Genomic DNA, 18312 nt, shown 5'->3' with positions numbered 1-18312 from the left:
CGCTAATTTTCTATACAATAGAAGGAGTTTGAATAGAAAGAGCATTAAGGATGGAAGAAATGAAACAGTGGATAGAACATCATAAGCGGATCCTCCAAAAAGCTGCAGGGGCTTTGCTAGCTTTTGTCGTTGGGGCTTGCTTGGTGTTTATGATTCATCCGGTTAAAACCTTACCAAAAGACCGTTTGCTGAGCCTATCTCGAATGCAAGAAGCAAGCCAACAATTTGTCGCTCCTTCTTCAAAAGAGCCGGCTCTAGAAGACTTGTTGTCATTAGAGCTTGCAAGGGGAGAAGGAAAGGTACAAAAAAGTTGGGTGACTTTGTCTGCATTCGTCAAAAAATTTGGAAAAGCAGCGAGCTTTACACAAGAAGATACGAGTTTTGGAGCACAAGTCCAGTTAGGCTATGGGGCTTCTGTGAAGGGGCTCTATCCTTATACCATAGAATTTCAAAAGCAGGATGATGATTTTTATTTGAGCTCGATTCAAGGATTTGCACCAAAGTCGTCTCACTATCAGAGCAAAAAGGACTTAAAACAGGCAGATTTTACAGGCTATCAGACTCTAGATGGGAAAAAGGAAAAGGGAACGGCAGTAGAAGAAGTCTTGAAAAAATCAGGTCTTCCCAATTCTCTTAGTTTGACCTCTGTAAAGGACAAGCAAGTTTTAGCCTTGTCTTATCAGGTGACAGATGGATTGGTCTCTTTGACCTTTGAACGCGACCAGAGTGGTCAGTATCGTTTGACGAAGAAGGGGTGAAGCACATGATCGAGTGGATGAAAAAAAATCGAAAAGAACTCTTGCTGCCGTTTTTGTGTTTTGTTTTAGGGTTGTTACTTGCGATTGCAAGCATCCAGGTACAGGAGCAGGGAACCGATACCAAGGAGGACCAAACGCTTTCCCGTTTTCAACCAAAGGATTACAAGAATTTGGTAAGCAACGATCAAGAAATCAAGCATTTTCAATGGACCATCGAAGCTGTGGTGAATTTGAAAGTCCGTCTTAAGCAGAGTCAGCAACTAGGAACCCGCTTGGAAACAGTTGTGACTGAATGGGGAAAAGCACAAAAAGTTCGCTACACAAAGACAGCTCAAGGGGAACAAACCGTTCTTGTCTTGACTTATGCAGCTAAGCAAACCGATCAGGGGAAGAAAAGTGTGAACTTGTGGTTTGAAGAAGAGAAAGACCAGGGGTATCGCTTGACGATGGTGGATGCGACGAATTTGTTGGACGCAAAAGAGAAGACAAGCAGTGAGAAAGAAATCATTACTGAAAAAGAGCACAAAGGTGCAGAATTCGCCCAGCTTATTAAGAAACTAGGAAATCCTCAACGCTTAATCTGGGGGGAAGTGTCAGATGGCGGAATGGGGTATCGCGCGACTTACCAGCTACCAGGGCAGTCAGAAGTGGTAATGGAATTCAAGAAAAAAGGCAAGAAATTAGTGTTGGTATAAGAAGGGAGACATCATTGGACGATCAACGGACAGACATCAAGGCAACTTCTTCTCACCAGGGTGGGAGTCGCTTGATTTCAGAAGCTGACCTGGCTTCAATAGGGGGAAGCAGGCATTCAGAACCAAGACAAACGGTACTAGACTCCCAATCAGATAGGACGAAAACCTACTCTCCTTCCTCTAAGAGTGAAGGGTCTTCGCTGGCAGCCTTTTTTGGTTTATTGGCCATGCTGGGATTATTTGCCTATCTGGCTTCAGGAGGTATTCATAGCGAGGAACATCCTTCTTCTACTACTAGTGAATATGGAAGCACTAGCTTGTCTTATGGAACCAGAAAGGAAACCTTGAAGAGTGGTAATAGTACCTTGGTTGCTCCGGAGAGGGAATTTCAGTTTCAAGTGACCTATGAGAAGGCCATTTCCCTGATTCCTGGTTTAAGTGAGGGGGATCAAGGTCGTCATTCTTCAACTTCTCTGTCTCCACAGGAAGTGGTAGCTGTACTGGGGAAGGCTAGCAGTGGGGAAGAAACCTACCAAGAAGGTGGTGTCAGTCCTTTTATGACACAATTGGAGTATCAGTCGGAAGGGTCCCCTTCTTCCGTAACCGTTTTACTTTCAAAAATTGGTGTTGATCGTTTATCTTCTCTTGATTTTAAAAACTTAAACAGTGAGCGATTAGCCAATAAAAATGGTAGCTTAAACAGAGAAGATTTTGCCAATATGAAAATAGGAACGAGCTATTCAGATCTTGTGAATACAGTAGGAATTCCTAGCAGTGTTTCTTGGTCGAGTATGCTGGGTTCAGAGTTCTTCTTAACCTTTTACTATAAGCTTTCTGATTCGCGCTCCGTCATTATTCACTTTGGAGGGAATCGGACTATCAGTGAAATAAAGGGCCTAGAAGATCCAGCGACATCAGCTTCCACGGCGCCTTAGGTGTTCATCTCACTAGGATTGTGGTATAATATGGATACCTTTAATTGAAATGAATGGAGAATCTCATGACTGCACAAAAAATGTCTGCACAAGAAATTATCGCTTTTATCGGGAATGCAGAAAAGAAAACCAATGTGAAAGTAACCTTTGAAGGGGAATTGGCAACAGCTGTTCCTACTTCTGTTACCAAGCTTGGCAATGTTTTGTTCGGTGACTGGAAAGATATCGAGCCCCTTCTTGCGAATTTGACTGAAAACAAGGATTATGTGGTAGAACAAGATGGCCGTAACTCAGCTGTCCCATTACTGGATAAACGCTACCTAAATGCGCGTATTGAACCAGGCGCTATTATCCGTGACCAAGTAACCATCGAAGACAATGCGGTTGTCATGATGGGTGCTGTCATCAATATCGGTGCTGAAATCGGTGCAGGAACCATGATTGATATGGGGGCTATTCTTGGTGGTCGTGCTACTGTTGGTAAAAACAGCCATATTGGTGCGGGTGCCGTTCTTGCGGGAGTCATTGAGCCAGCTTCTGCTGAGCCTGTCCGGATTGGTGACAATGTCTTGGTCGGTGCCAACGCTGTTGTGATTGAAGGAGTTCAAGTTGGAAACGGTTCAGTCGTTGCCGCTGGAGCGATCGTTACTCAAGATGTCCCTGAAAATGTGGTTGTAGCTGGTGTTCCAGCTCGCATCATCAAGGAAATTGACGAAAAAACACAACAAAAAACAGCACTTGAAGACGCTTTGCGCAATTTGTAAGATAGAAATGAGAGTGGAACAGAAATCGGTAATTCGTTAGAATTCGATTTCGTCGTCCCACCTCCGCACAGTTGAGTAGGGCTGTAAAAGCTGATGAAATCAGCGTAGTAGAGCACACTCAACCACTGCGTCTTGCTAGACAATCCAAAAACAATTGAGAGGCTAAGACTTTTGTCTCAGCCTCTTCTAATAGAAAGAAGACAACGATGACATTGGACTTAATCAAAATCAGACGGGATTTGCACCAAATCCCTGAAATTGGATTGGAAGAATTTGAAACCCAAGCCTACCTCTTAGAACGAATCGCAGAGATCACAGCAGGCAAGGATTTTGTAGAGCAACGGACTTGGCGGACCGGGATCCTGGTGTATCTCCATGGGGCTGCACCTGAAAAAACCATTGGTTGGCGGACAGATATAGATGGTTTACCGATTGTGGAACAAACGGGCCTTGATTTTGCCTCTAAGCATGAAGGACGGATGCATGCTTGTGGTCATGATATGCACATGACAACAGCCCTCGGGCTTTTGGATCAACTGGTCCAAGTGCAACCAAAAAATAACCTGCTCTTTCTCTTCCAACCAGCTGAAGAAAATGAGGCTGGTGGGATGCTCATGTATAAGGACGATGCTTTTGGCGACTGGCTCCCTGATGAATTTTATGGTCTGCATGTGCGCCCTGATTTGAAGGTGGGAGACATTGCGACCAATACGGGTACCCTTTTTGCAGGGACCTGTGAAGTCAAGATCACCTTTACAGGAAAGGGAGGGCATGCTGCCTTTCCACATGAAGCTAATGATGCTCTTGTAGCAGCTTCTTACTTCATTACCCAAGTCCAATCGGTAGTGAGTCGAAATGTCGATCCAATTGAAGGTGCTGTGGTGACCTTTGGTTCCATGCATGCAGGAACCACCAATAATGTGATCGCTGAGACGGCCTTCCTTCATGGGACCATCCGGACCTTGACCATGGAGATGAACCTCCTGACTCAAAAACGGGTCAAAACGATTGCGGAAGGGGTTGCAGCCGCTTTTGATGTAGAATTAGATCTGGAACTCAAGCAAGGAGGTTACCTGCCTGTGGAAAACCAACCAGAATTGGCTAAAGAACTCATGGACTTTTTCACAGCTGAGGAAGACGTGAACCTGATTGATATCCTGCCTGCGATGACAGGAGAAGACTTCGGCTTTCTCTTGAGCAAGGTCCCTGGTGTCATGTTCTGGCTGGGGATTGATACCCCTTATGCCCTGCACCATCCGAAGATGAGCCCAAATGAGGCTGCCCTTCCCTTTGCTGTGGAAAACATTGGTAATTTTTTGAAAATGAAAGCCAATCAATAAGGGATTGATTCAACTCCGTCTGGAGTTGGATTTTTATTTTCTCGTGTGCAAACTGTTCGGATGTTTCATAAAAAATGATACAATTAAAGCTAGACAAAAGGAGTAGGGAATGAAGAAAACACTACGAAAAGAAACCATAGCAGCCATGAAAGAGCTGCCAGAATCCGTGAAAACTCAAGCAGATGAACAGCTCACTCAACGTCTCTTGGAGCTTCCAGCCTTTCAGGAGGCAAAGACCCTTGCGACCTATCTGTCCTTTGGCCACGAATTTTCCACAGCTGGCTTGATCCAAGCCGCTCTTCAACTTGGGAAACGTGTCTGTGTTCCCCGTACCTATCCACAAGGTCGGATGGAATTTGTGGAATACGATCCTAATATTTTGGAAAAGACACGCTTTGGTTTGCTGGAGCCCAATGAAAAAGGAAAGCTTGTGGATAAGTCAGAGATTGATCTGATCCATGTACCAGGCTTGGTCTTCCAGTCAAAAGGCTACCGAATTGGCTATGGTGGTGGCTATTATGATCGTTATTTAGCCGATTATACTGGGAAGACGGTGAGTACGATTTATTCCATCCAGCAGAAGGAGTTCCAACCAGATGTTTTTGATCAGGCCGTTCAGGAGGTGCTAGTCTATGAAGTTACTCTTTGATCGTCGTTATCCTGTGACCAGCCTCTTGTTGCTCGTCACAACAGCAGTCTTTCTTTCCATGTTTATCCGATTTGGAGGTGACTACCAAACGGGTGCTGCTATTTACTATAGCGGTGGTATTATTGGAGAGGCTGTGAAAGTCGATCCTAGCCAGTTATGGCGAATAGTGACAGCTACTTTTGTTCATATCGGCCTAGAACATTTTGTGCTCAATATGATCACCCTCTATTACTTGGGACGTTTGGCAGAAGATCTCTTTGGTTCCAAGGCTTTCTTAGCTCTTTATCTCTTATCAGGCATGATGGGCAATGTCTTTGTTGCTATTTTTACGCCAGATGTGATTGCAGCAGGCGCATCTACAGCCCTCTTTGGACTGTTTGGGACCATTGGCGCTCTGCGCTTTATTGTTCAAAGTCCCTATATTCGCCACTTGAGTCAGTCCTATACCAGCTTGATTGTGGTCAATCTGATCTTTAGTTTTATGCCAGACATCAGTATGGCGGGCCACATTGGTGGCTTAGTAGCTGGGGTCATGTTGGCTTATGTCTTTCCTGTAAGAGGAGAGGCTCGCTTTATGAACCGAACCTATCAGATGAGTGCAGCCTTATCTTATCTCTTGCTTTTGCTTTATTTCTTAGGTAAAATCTTGAATCTATTTTAAGAGAGAGTGGGACAGAAATCGGTAATTCGTTAGAATTCGATTTCGTCGTCCCACCTCCGCACAGTTGAGTAGGGCTGTAAAAGCTGATGAAATCAGCGTAGTAGAGCCCACTCAACCACTGCGTCTTGCTCGACAATCCAAAAACAATTGAGAGGCCAGGACTTTTGTCCCAGCCTCTTTTTTTCTAAAAAATGTAGCGAAATCGTAAACTAACAGAAAATTGTTTGAAATGCAAAGAATTGTATATATTTATTATAATATACTTGCAGGAGCCGAGTGAACCCACTATTGGTAGGCCCATAGAGAAGGTAATCATGGGTAAAAAGGTATAAAAACACAAAATAGAAAGCGCTTGCAAAAGAGGTGAAAAAAAGATAGACTTAAGGTATAAAAAATAGGGGATGCTCCCTTTTTCTATAAAGGAACATTCAAACATAAAGGAGATTTGCCATGAAGAAATGGTTGTTTAAACTAGCTTTGATAGCGATGACGTTCTTACTCCTACCAATTCAAGCCGTTCAGGCCTGCTGTGGATTTATCATTGGTCGCCAGTTGACCAAGGATGGGACCACTCTCTTTGGTCGGACAGAGGACTACCCTTATTATCCAAATGGTGGAAAACACAACAAAAACTATGTTGTGGTCGATGCTAAGACCTATAACGAGGGAGATCAGATCGAGGATGAATCTAACGGATTCACCTACCCGCATGCTGCCAATGAAATGAAATACACAGCGACCTATGACTCTGCTCGTGGTGACGGTAGTAACGGTGCTTTTGGTGAACATGGATTTAATGAAGCCGGTGTATCCATGACTGCGACAGTAACAGCTATCCCGAATAAGAAAGTCTTGAAGACGGACCCATTGACAGAAAACGGAATTCCAGAAGCTGCTATGTTGGACGTAGTGTTACCACGCGTTAAGTCAGCTCGTGAAGGAGTTGAATTACTGGCTAAAGTCATCGAAGAAAAAGGTTCAGCTGAAGGGAATGTGGTCGTCTTTGCAGACCAAAATGAAACTTGGTATATGGAAATTCTTTCTGGCCACCAATATGTAGCGGTGAAGGTGCCAGAAGATAAATATGCAGTCTTTGCAAATACCTACTACCTAGGTCATGTTGATTTGAATGACACTGAAAATGTCATTGCCTCTAAAGATGTCGAAAAAGTAGCCAAGGAATCTGGTAACTACAAGACAGACAAAGATGGCAACTTCCATATCGCTAAATCTTATGGACCAGAAAAATATGCTGAAGGAGACCGCTCACGGACCTATGCAGGAATCACCTTGCTAGATCCAGACTCTAAAGTCACTTATGAGGATGATGAGTATGAGCTCTTCCGTTCACCAACCGATCCAAACAAAAAATACACCTTAGAAGATGCGTTTGCCTTGCAACGGAACCGGTTTGAACACTTGAATGGACGTTTTGTACCAGATGATCAAATTGGTGTTAAGAAACAAGGTGATGATGGTAGCAACGATACTGTTCGGAAAGACCAATACAAGTATGCTTTAGGAAATGAAAATGTGATTGATGCCCATGTCTATCAAATCAATCCAAACCTTCCAAAATCATTTGGTGGAACTGTATGGCTCGGCATGGGACCTTCACGGAATACCCCTTATGTTCCATTCTATGGAAATGTAAAAGATACTTACGAAGCTTTTAAACCTCAAACGGCTACTTATGATCCAAATTCATGGTATTGGACAGTTTGGCACATCGACCAAATGGCCATCAATAACCAAGATCTCTTTGGAAAATCTATCCAAAATCACTGGAAAGCACTAGAAAAACAGCTCATTATTGAACAAAAAGTGAGCGATGCAAAATACGCTGCCTTGAAAGCTGATGAAGCTGCAGCAAAAGCAGTTGAAGATAAGGTGACTGAAGATGCTTTAGCTCGGTCTGAACGTCTCTTCAAACAATTCAAGCAATATGAGTCTGAATTGTCTGCAACTCTAAAAGAAGCAGGTCGTACAGATGATCCATACCGTGCATCTTTACCAGATGACTACAAGGATCCAACAGAGTCAAGCACCGAGCCAAGTAAGGAAGAAACGAAGCCAAGCACCGAAGCAAGTACAGAACCAAGCAAAGAAGAAACGAAACCAAGCACTGAGTCAAGTACAGAACCAAGCAAGGAAGAAACGAAACCAAGCACTGAGTCAAGTACAGAACCAAGCAAGGAAGAAACAAAACCAAGCACCGAAGCAAGTACAGAACCAAGCAAGGAAGAAACGAAACCAAGCACCGAAGCAAGTACAGAGCCAAGCAAGGAAGAAACGAAACCAAGCACTGAGTCAAGTACAGAACCAAGCAAGGAAGAAACGAAACCAAGCACCGAAGCAAGTACAGAACCAAGCAAGTCAGAAACGAAACCAAGCACTGAAACAAGTACAGAGCCAAGCAAGGAAGAAACAACACCAAGTCGTACAACTACTGTTGTTCCTACAAATAGCAACAGTGTTAGTACCGTTGGTCGCCCAGTTTTACCAACAAATTCATATATTTTAGTAGACCAGGCAACAGGTATCGTCTTGCAAAACCCTGATTTTGCTCAAGGTGGCTATAGTCTTCTTGTTGAAGTTTTGAAAGATGTCAAAGAACTAGCTGGTAAAGAGTACAAGGCATATAATATTCAATTATCGAACCAAAATAATCCTGTACATCAAATTAGTCCAACTGTTGTGACCATTCCAGTAAATAGCCAAAAAGAAGTAGAAGCAGTTTATGGTATCGGTGAAAATGGTCAATTGGAATCCTTCCAATTCCAACTAAATGAAGATAAGTCAGCCATAACATTTACAACCTCTCATTTCTCAACTTATGGTGTAGTTTATAAATCTGCAGCAAAAATTGAAGAGAAGAAAGGTGAGAAAAAATTACCATCAACCGGTCAAAGTATTTCCATTGCGACAATGGTAGGCGGAGTTCTTTTGATAGTTTTTGGATTTGGCTACTACATCGAAAAACGTAGAACCCATTAAACGATACAGTTTATAAGATACAACAAAAAAAGGAAGTGAGAATGAAATCTCTCTTCCTTCTTTTTTAGTCTGCAGTTTGTTCAGATGCTTCTAATTTTTTTCCAAGGTCGATAATATATTGTTTGAGATCGTCTTTGACTTGAGGGTGTTTCAAGGCATAGTCGATCGAAGTTTTCATGAAGCCGAATTTATCACCTACATCGTAGCGTTGGCCTTTAAATTCACGGGCAAAGACTCGTTGGGTCTTATTAAGGGTGTCGATTGCATCCGTCAATTGAATTTCATTGCCAGCACCTGGTTCTTGATTTGCAAGAATATCAAAGATTTCAGGAGTCAAGAGGTAGCGCCCGATGATAGCGAGATTGCTTGGAGCGTCCTCTGGCTTTGGTTTTTCTACAAAAGTTTCAACGCTATAAAGACCATTAATACCTTCGCCTTGAGGCGCGATCACACCGTAAGAAGAAACCTCTTCATGAGGGACTTCCATCACAGCGATGGTTGATGCATGGGTTTCATCGTAGTCGTTCATCAATTGTTTGGTCAATGGCAAGGCATCATCATTAGTGATGTCCATCAGATCATCTCCCAACATAACGACAAAAGGCTCGTTCCCAACAAAGGCCTTGGCTTGAAGAACAGCGTCCCCTAAACCTCGAGGGTGACTTTGGCGGATGAAATGAAGATTGATCGCTGTTGTATCATTGACCAACTTGAGTAAGTCAGTCTTGCCTTTTTGCTCGAGATTGTATTCCAATTCGAAGTTAGAGTCGAAATGGTCTTCGATCGAACGTTTGGCCTTCCCTGTTACGACAAGGATTTCCTCAATTCCAGATTTCAGAGCCTCTTCTACGATGAATTGGATAGTAGGTTTGTCAACGATTGGCAACATTTCCTTTGCCAAAGCTTTGGTAGCTGGGAGGAAGCGTGTCCCTAAACCAGCCGCAGGAATGACTGCTTTTCTAACTTTAGTCATATAGTTTCCTTTCTAAAAGGTAGGATTGATGTTAGGGTGGTTGGCTTATTTCCACTCGTTTTCTTCTTTAAATTCATTGCTCATAATGTGGTGGATTGCTTCGCGGATATCTTTCCCTTCATAAATGACTTGGTAAATGGCTTGTGTAATCGGCATGTAGACATCCAATTCTTGGGCCAGCTCGTGGGCGACTTTGGTCGTAGAGATCCCTTCAATGATCATGCCCATGTTGGCTTCGATGTCTTCCAATTTTTCACCACGTCCGAGAGCATCCCCAGCTCGCCAGTTGCGGGAATGAACAGAAGTACCGGTAACGATCAAGTCACCAACCCCAGACAAACCGCTATAAGTCAATGGGCTAGCTCCTAGCTTAACGCCAAGGCGCGTGATTTCAGCGAGACCGCGCGTGATGATAGCTGCTTTGGCATTGTCACCATAACCAAGACCGTGCAGGGCCCCAGCTCCGACAGCGATGATATTCTTCAAGGCTCCAGCAGTTTCCACTCCGATAACATCGGTATTGGTATACAGGCGGAAGTAGTGATTGCTAAAGAGTTCTTGAACATAACGTGCAACTTCTAAATCTTTTGAGGCAGCTGTAATGAGGGTGATGTCCCGTACGATGGTCTCCTCTGCATGACTCGGTCCAGAAACGACCACTACCTCACTGCGAAGAGAGGCAGGGATTTCTTCTTCGAGGATTTGAGAAATCCGATCGTGTGTACCAGGTTCTAATCCTTTAGAAGCGTGCATGACTGTGACAGGGTGATCCAGTGTTTCAGCAACTTGTTTAGCGACCAAGCGGGTCACCTTTGTAGGAACGACAAAAAGGACAGCATCCACACCGTCCAAAGCAGCTGTCAGATCGGTCGTAGCGGTAATTTGATCGCTAATAACGATGTCTTTGAAATAGCGTTGATTGGTATGAGCGGTATTGATTTCATCGATTTGTTCTTGGATATTTCCCCAGAGACGGACTTCATGGCCGTTATCATTGAGGACTTGTGAAAGGGCTGTTCCCCATGAACCAGGACCCAATACTGCAACGGTTTGTTTTTCCATTGTATCTTCCATTTCTATGTCTATTTTTTCAACAAGGCTAGTAATCTAGCGCTTGCGCCTTCGAAACAGCCTAATGTGCGCCTTGAAGGACGATTCTATTTTCCTCTCTATTTTAACATAATATAGGTAAAAAAACTTGTATAATCATCAATTGTTTTGTGAGGAAAGTGAGGGTGATAAATAAAATCTATCACGGCTTTAAAAAATACATATTAGACACTATCACTAATGGGTGGTAAGATAAGTAGTAGTTAAAATGAAGGAGGAATGAATATGTGCAGAACAATTGTTGGAGTATCCGCTAATCTCTGTCCGGTGGACCCGGAAGGGAAAAACCTTCATTCCTCCGTGTCTAGTCAATTTGCGGAAGGGATCCGTCAAGCAGGTGGACTTCCAATGGTCATCCCGATGGGAGATCCTTCCTTGGTTAAGGATTATGTTGAAACGATTGACAAATTGATCTTAAGTGGAGGCCAAAATGTCGATCCTAGTCTCTATGGCGAAGAAAAAACCATCGAAAGTGATGATTACAATATCGAACGCGATCAATTTGAGCTTGCCCTGCTGAAGGAAGCAGTACGCCAAAACAAACCGGTTCTAGGAATCTGCCGTGGGGTTCAGTTGATCAATGTAGCTTTTGGAGGAACACTCAACCAAGAGATTGAAGGACATTGGCAAGGACTTCCGTTTGGGACTTCCCATTCTATCGAGACTAAAAAAGGTAGTGTGGTGGAGCAACTCTTTGGTCAGGCCAGTCGGATCAATTCCGTTCACCGTCAAAGTATCAAGGATCTTGCACCAAATTTCCGTGCGACCGCCTTTGATCCGCGCGATCACACCATCGAAGCGATTGAAGCAGTAGACGGCCATCGGATTATGGGCTTGCAGTGGCATCCAGAATACTTGGTCAATGAAGAAAAAGGGAATTTAGAACTCTTCCGTTATTTATTACAGGAATTATAATGAAGCTAGAGATTGGACTTGAGCTGATCTCTTTTTTGTGCCTTAGAAAGGGCGCAAAAACACCGGGAATAAGATCAGAAAACAGGACTGTCATCAATAAAAAACAGGTCCATCTAGCAATGCTAGATGAAAACCTGTTTTAGAATTATTCGTGGCGTTTTTTAGCAACGAGCATGCTTCCAGCACCTGCAAGGGCAAGCCCTGCTGCAATAAGTCCAGTACTTACTGTTTCACCAGTAGAAGGAAGGCCTTGTTTCTTACCTTCTTTTGATTGTTTACCAGAAGGATGATTTCCTTTAGGTTTATCAGTTGAAGGTGTTGGAGGTGTCTTCTTGTTAACGACATTTCCTTTGTCCACTACAAAGTTTGTAGATTTCACATAGTCTTCCACTGTAACAGTGATTGGATCGCTCAATAATTGATAGCCAGCTGGAGCTGTCAATTCCTTGATGATATAATCTTTCGCTTCAAATCCAATGAAGGTTACAAGACCATCCTTATCAGAAGTTGCAGTCGCTTGACCTTGTCCGTAAGGGTTCGCTACAGGAGTCGTACCATCAGCTTCAAAGAGACCAAATACTGCACCAGCAAGTGCGGCTCCTTCCGCATTCACCTTGTGCAATTGAATGTTGTAGAGTTTCAATTCAGGTTTGTCAACAGTCGGAGGAGTTGGTGGAATTGAAGTGAACGGTTTGTTAACGACATTTCCTTTATCCACTACACTGTTTGAAGCAACCAAATCACTAGCTGCGATCTTGATGACTTCATCTGATAATTGGTAACCGTCTGGAGCTGTAAGCTCTCTTACTACATAATCTTTTGCTTCTAATCCTGTAAAGGTTACAAGACCGTTTGCATCAGAGGTAGCAGTTGCTTGACCTGCACCATAAGGATTTGCTACAGGAGTCGTACCATCGGCTTCAAAGAGACCGAATACGGCACCAACAAGAGCTTTCCCTTCTTGGTTCACTTTGTGCAATTGGATGCTGTAGAGTTTCAATTCAGGTTTGTCAACAGTTGGAGGAGTTGGTGGAATTGAGGTTGTTACTAATTTGTTGGTGAAGGATGTTTTATCACCATATGCCACAGAAGCTTTGAGTGTATTGCTTGCATCATCTTTTGTGACAGTTACAGTAGCATCAATACTTCCTTCATCGTAGGTCATTCCTTTTGCTTTGCTTTCAGGAATAACTTCTTTGATCGTGTAGTGGAAGGTTTTTCCTGCGTCCTCTGATGAATATGAAATGTCATCAAAGGTTACCGTACCATCTGCAGCATTTTGTTTTGTTTGAAGAACTTTTCCGGTTTCATCCAACAATTGGAAATTGAATTCGCCATTCTTCAATTCAGCACCTTCTAAAATCTTGCTAGCTGAAATTTTAGCTTTTGCTGGTTGGGGAGCCGTATAAGTATTTGAGAAGGTTTTATTATCTGGATAAGCCACATCTGCTTTCAGGTTGTCGCCATCTTTTTTCACCTTAACAGTTACTTGTTTATCAGTCTTGTCATAGGTAATACCTGGGGTATTTCCAGCTACTTCCTTAACAGTGTAGGTGTGTTCACCTTCTTCGGTGTACTCAATTGGTGCAAATGTTACTTTTCCGTTTTTGTTGGTAACAGTTTGAAGCTTAGTTGCACCCTCGTACAATTCAAAGCTGAATTCGCCATCTGTTAGAGCACGACCGGTAAGAGCTTTCTCTAGTTCGATGGTAGCTTGTGTTTCTTTTGGCTTATCTTTCGGATTCACAATTGTTTTAGTTACTGAACGATCAGTTCCAAAATCTTCAATATTAACTTCTGTATCTGCATCCTTGATGACATAGCCTGATGGTGCTTCAACCTCGGTGATGATATATTTATCTTTCAACAGTTTGTTAACAGCAATATTACCATTATCATCTGATACATACTCACCAATAACTTGGTTATTAGCTTGACGAACTACTTTAAATTTAGCACCCTTAAGTGGTTGATTCGCCTCATCTACTTTATGGATGTTGATTGAGTAAACATAACCAACACCAGCACCACCAGCAATTTGAACTAAAGCACCATTTGTCACTTCTTTAACAACGACACCTTCACCTTTTAATGTAGCGTCATTATTCAATAATTCGCCATCAACGGGTTCATAATTTAAACGTACGTTATAAGAAATACGATATTGGTCTTCTTCTGTCATGTCCCCTAATTTGACAACGAAAGATTGTCCATCTTCACTAACTGTAATCTTGTGTTGGTCTGTTACATCAACACGGTTTGAGAATACCCATTCACCGGTTTCATAAGAGAATTTACCTTTGATAACCTTAATGCTATCTTTTACATAGCTAGCATTTGTAAATTTCAAGTGATCTTCAATTGTTACACTCTTGACGTTTTGTTTTGTACGATTGACTGAAATAGTGTATTGAACCTCTCTTTTGTCTCCCTCGTTAACCCAACTAGTCTTTGATAAAAGAGACGGATCACCATCGCCAATACCAGTAAATGATACCTTACCAGCAGGTATTGTTTCTTTATTAATCGTAATCTCAACTGGAATTTCTCCTTGTTGAGGGTGTTTTTTGAAATCGACACGAGCATAGAAGAAGAAAGATCCGTGAGTATCTGAGTGTTTTTCAACATAATCCGTATAAGTTAAAGTAATGGACTTGTTATCAGCACTTAGTTTTGCATGTGCAATCACCTCATTTGTATTGATATCCTTGATTTCAATATTATCAGAGTTAATGATTATAGCATCAGGCACCGTAATTATCGTTTGATCTCCTGCCTTAACATTTTTTCCAGATAAATCAAAATCTGCATTAAGACGGAATGTAGCCCATTGTTTTAATTCCCAGTCGAGAACTCCGCCTTCATTATTTGATACCTTAACATTTTTGATTGTATCTACGAATTTTCCAGTTACTGAAACTTCAGGAGTTTCAGCTGAAGTGCGATTCAGACCTAAAGCGAAAAGCATGGCCACTAAACAAAGGACAAATGAGAAAATTTTAATATTCCTATTCTTTTTCATTTTATCTTCCCTTTTCATAAAAAAATAGTGCCTAATCATCAATGCCTGATTACTCTTAAAGATCTGGATATTTCAAACCCTATCTGTTGGTAATAAGAATTGAATGCTGAGACACGACCTCCACAAAATAATTTTATAGGGTAAAATATTTTGCTTTTAAAATTATTCCCTACACAGGGAATTATAGCAAAAATAAAGCTTATTTTCAAGCATAAAATAGCATTTTTTAGCACAAATTATATGTCATATCAGTCATGATAGCGTTTTGTTTTCAGAAAAAAACATGAAAACAATATGTAACTTCCAGATTGAAGAGAATTCTTTTTAAAAATACGAATAGTAGTAGAGGGGAGACGCTAGGGCAAAGTGATGGTATAATAGAAGAGATGGAAACTATATAGAATGAAAGAGGAATGAAGATGACAAAAATTCGTGGATTTGAACTTGTATCAAGCTATACCAATCAGGACTTGTTACCAAAACGGGAGACAGCACACGCAGCTGGTTACGACTTAAAGGTGGCAGAACGCACGGTCATTGCACCAGGAGAAATCGTCCTCGTGCCAACTGGGGTCAAGGCCTATATGCAAGCGGGTGAGGTGCTCTATCTTTATGACCGTTCCTCTAACCCTCGCAAAAAAGGCCTGGTCTTAATCAACTCTGTGGGGGTTATCGATGGAGACTACTACGGAAATCCAGGAAATGAAGGCCATATCTTTGCTCAGATGAAAAATATTACCGACCAGGAAGTAGTCCTTGAAGTCGGTGAACGTGTGGTTCAAGCTGTCTTTGCTCCTTTCTTAATTGCAGATGGAGATGAGGCTGATGGCGTGCGGACTGGTGGCTTTGGAAGTACAGGGAAATAAGATGAAGATTATCTTTGTCCGTCATGGGGAGCCAGATTATAGTATGCTTGATAAACTTGAAAATCCCCAACTCTATAGTGGTTTTGGTCGTGATTTAGCACCATTGACAGGAAAAGGTCGCAGTCTGGCAAAAGAAGTTGCTAAAACTGTATGTTTTGGAAAGGCAGAGATTATTATTTCATCGTCTGTGACGAGGGCTTTAGAAACAGCACATTATATAGCAGTTGAAACAGGATTGGACTTGTTTGTGGAGCCGTTTTTTCATGAGTGGCGTCCAGACTTAGATGGCACTAACTCTGATTTAACTAGTGTATTGGTAGCTCATGAATATTATCTAAAACATCAAGGAGCTTTATCTGAAGATTCTCCTTATCGCTATGAAACTGATCTAGAGATGCGTCATCGTTTTTTAAGAGCTTTGGAAAAATATAAAAATTATAAAACTATTATCATTGTAACTCACGGAATGCTTATGCGCCAGTTTGTGCCAAATGAGAAGATTGATTTTTGCCAAGTGATTGAGTGTGAGATAGAGATTTAGAAAGAGGTTTATCATCGCAAAGAAAAAAACGACATTTATTTGTCAAAATTGTGCCTATAATTCACCCAAGTATCTAGGACGGTGTCCCAACTGTGGTTCTTGGTCTTCTTTTGTCGAGGAGGTCGAGGTCGCAGAGGTCAAGAATGCACGGGTATCCTTGACGGGTGAAAAGACCAAACCCATGAAATTGGCGGACGTGACCTCTATCAATGTTCACCGGACCAAGACGGAGATGGAGGAATTCAACCGTGTACTCGGTGGAGGAGTGGTCCCAGGGAGTCTCGTTCTCATCGGGGGAGATCCAGGGATTGGGAAATCGACCCTGCTTCTCCAAGTGTCGACCCAGTTGTCTCAAGTAGGAACGGTTCTCTATGTCAGTGGAGAGGAGTCGGCCCAGCAGATCAAACTCCGTGCAGAGCGATTGGGAGATATCGATAGCGAGTTTTACCTCTATGCCGAGACCAATATGCAGAGTGTCCGGGCAGAAGTAGAGCGCATCCAGCCTGATTTTCTGATCATTGACTCTATTCAGACGATCATGTCTCCTGAGATTTCAGGGGTGCAGGGGTCGGTCTCTCAGGTACGCGAGGTGACGGCTGAGCTCATGCAGCTGGCTAAGACCAATAACATTGCTATCTTTATCGTGGGGCATGTAACCAAGGAAGGAACCTTGGCGGGTCCTCGGATGCTGGAACACATGGTGGATACGGTCCTCTACTTTGAGGGCGAACGCCACCACACCTTCCGGATCCTGAGAGCGGTCAAGAACCGCTTTGGCTCCACCAATGAGATTGGGATCTTTGAGATGCAATCAGGTGGACTGGTTGAGGTCCTCAATCCCAGTCAGGTCTTTCTAGAAGAACGCCTGGATGGCGCGACTGGATCGTCCATCGTTGTGACCATGGAGGGGACTCGTCCGATTCTAGCTGAAGTGCAGGCCTTGGTGACACCAACCATGTTTGGAAATGCCAAGCGGACGACAACGGGGCTTGATTTCAATCGGGCCAGTCTCATCATGGCGGTGTTGGAAAAACGCGCAGGCCTCTTGCTTCAAAATCAGGATGCCTATCTTAAGTCTGCTGGAGGAGTTAAGTTGGATGAGCCGGCTATCGACCTAGCGGTTGCAGTTGCCATTGCCTCGAGCTACAAGGACAAACCAACCAACCCGCAGGAATGTTTCGTCGGAGAGTTGGGCTTGACAGGAGAAGTTCGCCGGGTCAACCGGATTGAACAACGGATCAATGAAGCTGCCAAGCTCGGTTTTACCAAGATTTATGTTCCGAAAAATTCTCTGACGGGGATCACGACGCCATCGGGGATCCAAGTGGTCGGTGTGAGTACACTAGCTGAAGTCTTGAAGAAAGTATTTAAATAGTAGAAAAGTCTTAAACGGGAAGTTTAAGGCTTTTTTTCAGATGTGACAGATGACAGGAGGTATCTCCTGACAGAAAGGATCGGATATGGTAAAATAATAGATAATTTGAATTTCAAAGGAATGAAGGAGAGACCATGTCTTATTTTGATAATTTTTTAACAGCCAACCAAGCTTATGTGGCGCTACATGGAGAGCTCCGTCTTCCGATTAAGCCCAAAACACAGGTAGCCATTGTGACCTGTATGGATTCCCGTCTTCACGTGGCGCCTGCACTAGGTCTGGCTCTTGGAGATGCCCATATTTTGCGGAATGCTGGAGGGCGCGTGACCGATGATATGATCCGCTCCTTGGTCATTTCCCAGCAGCAAATGGGAACCCGTGAAATTGTGGTCTTGCACCATACAGACTGTGGTGCACAGACCTTTGAAAACGAAGGCTTCCGTCAGCATCTCAAGAAAGAACTGGGTGTGGATGTAGGAGATCGCGATTTCCTTCCTTTTCAAGATATTGAGGAGAGTGTCCGCGAGGATATGGAGCTTTTAAAGGCTTCTCCTTTGATTCCAGAGGACGTCGTTATTTCGGGAGCTGTGTATGATGTGGACACCGGATTGATCTCAGAAGTGAAATAATGATATAGAAGAGTATAGGAAGACAGAACGATCTTAGTTTTCCTGTACTTTTCTTTTTTTGGTGTAAAAAAAGTGAACCAAA

General features: G+C 42.9%; 16 protein-coding genes. 13 read left to right on the top strand and 3 right to left on the bottom strand.

What is annotated here, in order from left to right; all coding sequences use genetic code 11:
* Positions 1-50: 50 nt before the first annotated feature.
* The 8 genes from O3605_RS07035 (at position 51) to O3605_RS07000 (ending at position 8799) form a co-directional block, all read left to right on the top strand.
* Complete coding sequence (locus O3605_RS07035; RefSeq protein ID WP_049497726.1) at positions 51-758, top strand: hypothetical protein; 708 nt, start codon at positions 51-53, stop codon at positions 756-758.
* A 5-nt stretch (positions 759-763) separates the two neighbouring features.
* A complete protein-coding gene (locus O3605_RS07030; protein WP_049497727.1) occupies positions 764-1453 on the top strand; it encodes a hypothetical protein in 690 nt (229 codons plus the stop codon).
* A 14-nt stretch (positions 1454-1467) separates the two neighbouring features.
* Entirely contained in the window at positions 1468-2388 is a 921-nt protein-coding gene (locus O3605_RS07025; RefSeq protein ID WP_080978972.1) for a hypothetical protein, read from the top strand.
* 65 nt (positions 2389-2453) lie between these two features.
* Positions 2454-3152, top strand: a complete 699-nt coding sequence (dapD, locus tag O3605_RS07020) for a 2,3,4,5-tetrahydropyridine-2,6-dicarboxylate N-acetyltransferase (protein WP_049497728.1) — start codon at positions 2454-2456, stop codon at positions 3150-3152.
* Positions 3153-3358: 206 nt separating this feature from the next.
* Entirely contained in the window at positions 3359-4492 is a 1134-nt protein-coding gene (locus O3605_RS07015; protein WP_371585689.1) for an N-acetyldiaminopimelate deacetylase, read from the top strand.
* Between the two features lie 109 nt (positions 4493-4601).
* On the top strand, positions 4602-5141 hold the full coding sequence (locus tag O3605_RS07010; protein WP_049497734.1) for a 5-formyltetrahydrofolate cyclo-ligase: 540 nt from the start codon (positions 4602-4604) through the stop codon (positions 5139-5141).
* The gene (locus O3605_RS07005) at positions 5125-5802 is read left to right on the top strand and encodes a rhomboid family intramembrane serine protease (RefSeq protein WP_049497737.1); all 678 of its coding nucleotides are present in this window, start codon (positions 5125-5127) and stop codon (positions 5800-5802) included. Before O3605_RS07010 ends, O3605_RS07005 begins: the two co-directional genes overlap by 17 nt.
* A 450-nt stretch (positions 5803-6252) precedes the next feature.
* On the top strand, positions 6253-8799 hold the full coding sequence (locus O3605_RS07000; RefSeq protein WP_049497051.1) for a C69 family dipeptidase: 2547 nt from the start codon (positions 6253-6255) through the stop codon (positions 8797-8799).
* Positions 8800-8863: 64 nt separating this feature from the next.
* On the opposite strand, the gene galU is transcribed toward O3605_RS07000, so the two are convergent.
* Together galU and O3605_RS06990 are read right to left on the bottom strand one after the other, a co-directional pair.
* Positions 8864-9772, bottom strand: a complete 909-nt coding sequence (galU, locus tag O3605_RS06995) for a UTP--glucose-1-phosphate uridylyltransferase GalU (RefSeq protein WP_049497053.1) — start codon at positions 9770-9772, stop codon at positions 8864-8866.
* Positions 9773-9817: 45 nt separating this feature from the next.
* The gene (locus O3605_RS06990; RefSeq protein WP_371585687.1) at positions 9818-10834 is read right to left on the bottom strand and encodes an NAD(P)H-dependent glycerol-3-phosphate dehydrogenase; all 1017 of its coding nucleotides are present in this window, start codon (positions 10832-10834) and stop codon (positions 9818-9820) included.
* A gap of 273 nt (positions 10835-11107) precedes the next feature.
* Here O3605_RS06990 and O3605_RS06985 point away from each other — a divergent pair, with 273 nt between their 5' ends.
* Positions 11108-11797 carry a gamma-glutamyl-gamma-aminobutyrate hydrolase family protein gene (locus O3605_RS06985; RefSeq protein ID WP_003002057.1) on the top strand — a complete coding sequence of 230 codons (690 nt, stop codon included), beginning with the start codon at positions 11108-11110 and terminating at the stop codon, positions 11795-11797.
* A 145-nt stretch (positions 11798-11942) separates the two neighbouring features.
* Here O3605_RS06985 and O3605_RS06980 read toward each other — a convergent pair whose 3' ends face one another.
* A complete protein-coding gene (locus O3605_RS06980; RefSeq protein WP_338323919.1) occupies positions 11943-14819 on the bottom strand; it encodes a SpaA isopeptide-forming pilin-related protein in 2877 nt (958 codons plus the stop codon).
* Between the two features lie 419 nt (positions 14820-15238).
* On the opposite strand from O3605_RS06980, the gene O3605_RS06975 reads away from it, so the two are divergent.
* From O3605_RS06975 to O3605_RS06960, 4 genes are all read left to right on the top strand, one after another.
* A complete protein-coding gene (locus tag O3605_RS06975; protein WP_023919767.1) occupies positions 15239-15685 on the top strand; it encodes a dUTP diphosphatase in 447 nt (148 codons plus the stop codon).
* A gap of 1 nt (position 15686) precedes the next feature.
* A complete protein-coding gene (locus O3605_RS06970; RefSeq protein ID WP_049497061.1) occupies positions 15687-16226 on the top strand; it encodes a histidine phosphatase family protein in 540 nt (179 codons plus the stop codon).
* A 13-nt stretch (positions 16227-16239) separates the two neighbouring features.
* On the top strand, positions 16240-17601 hold the full coding sequence (gene radA, locus O3605_RS06965; protein ID WP_080978958.1) for a DNA repair protein RadA: 1362 nt from the start codon (positions 16240-16242) through the stop codon (positions 17599-17601).
* Positions 17602-17735: 134 nt separating this feature from the next.
* Positions 17736-18230 (top strand): beta-class carbonic anhydrase, encoded by a 495-nt coding sequence (locus O3605_RS06960; RefSeq protein ID WP_070505548.1) that lies wholly within the window; start codon positions 17736-17738, stop codon positions 18228-18230.
* Positions 18231-18312: the final 82 nt, after the last annotated feature.

It is taken from the genome of Streptococcus sp. 27098_8_99 (assembly GCF_041431935.1).
GTDB classification, from domain to species: domain Bacteria; phylum Bacillota; class Bacilli; order Lactobacillales; family Streptococcaceae; genus Streptococcus; species Streptococcus parasanguinis_D.
This window is presented reverse-complemented; position numbering and strand designations above follow the sequence as displayed.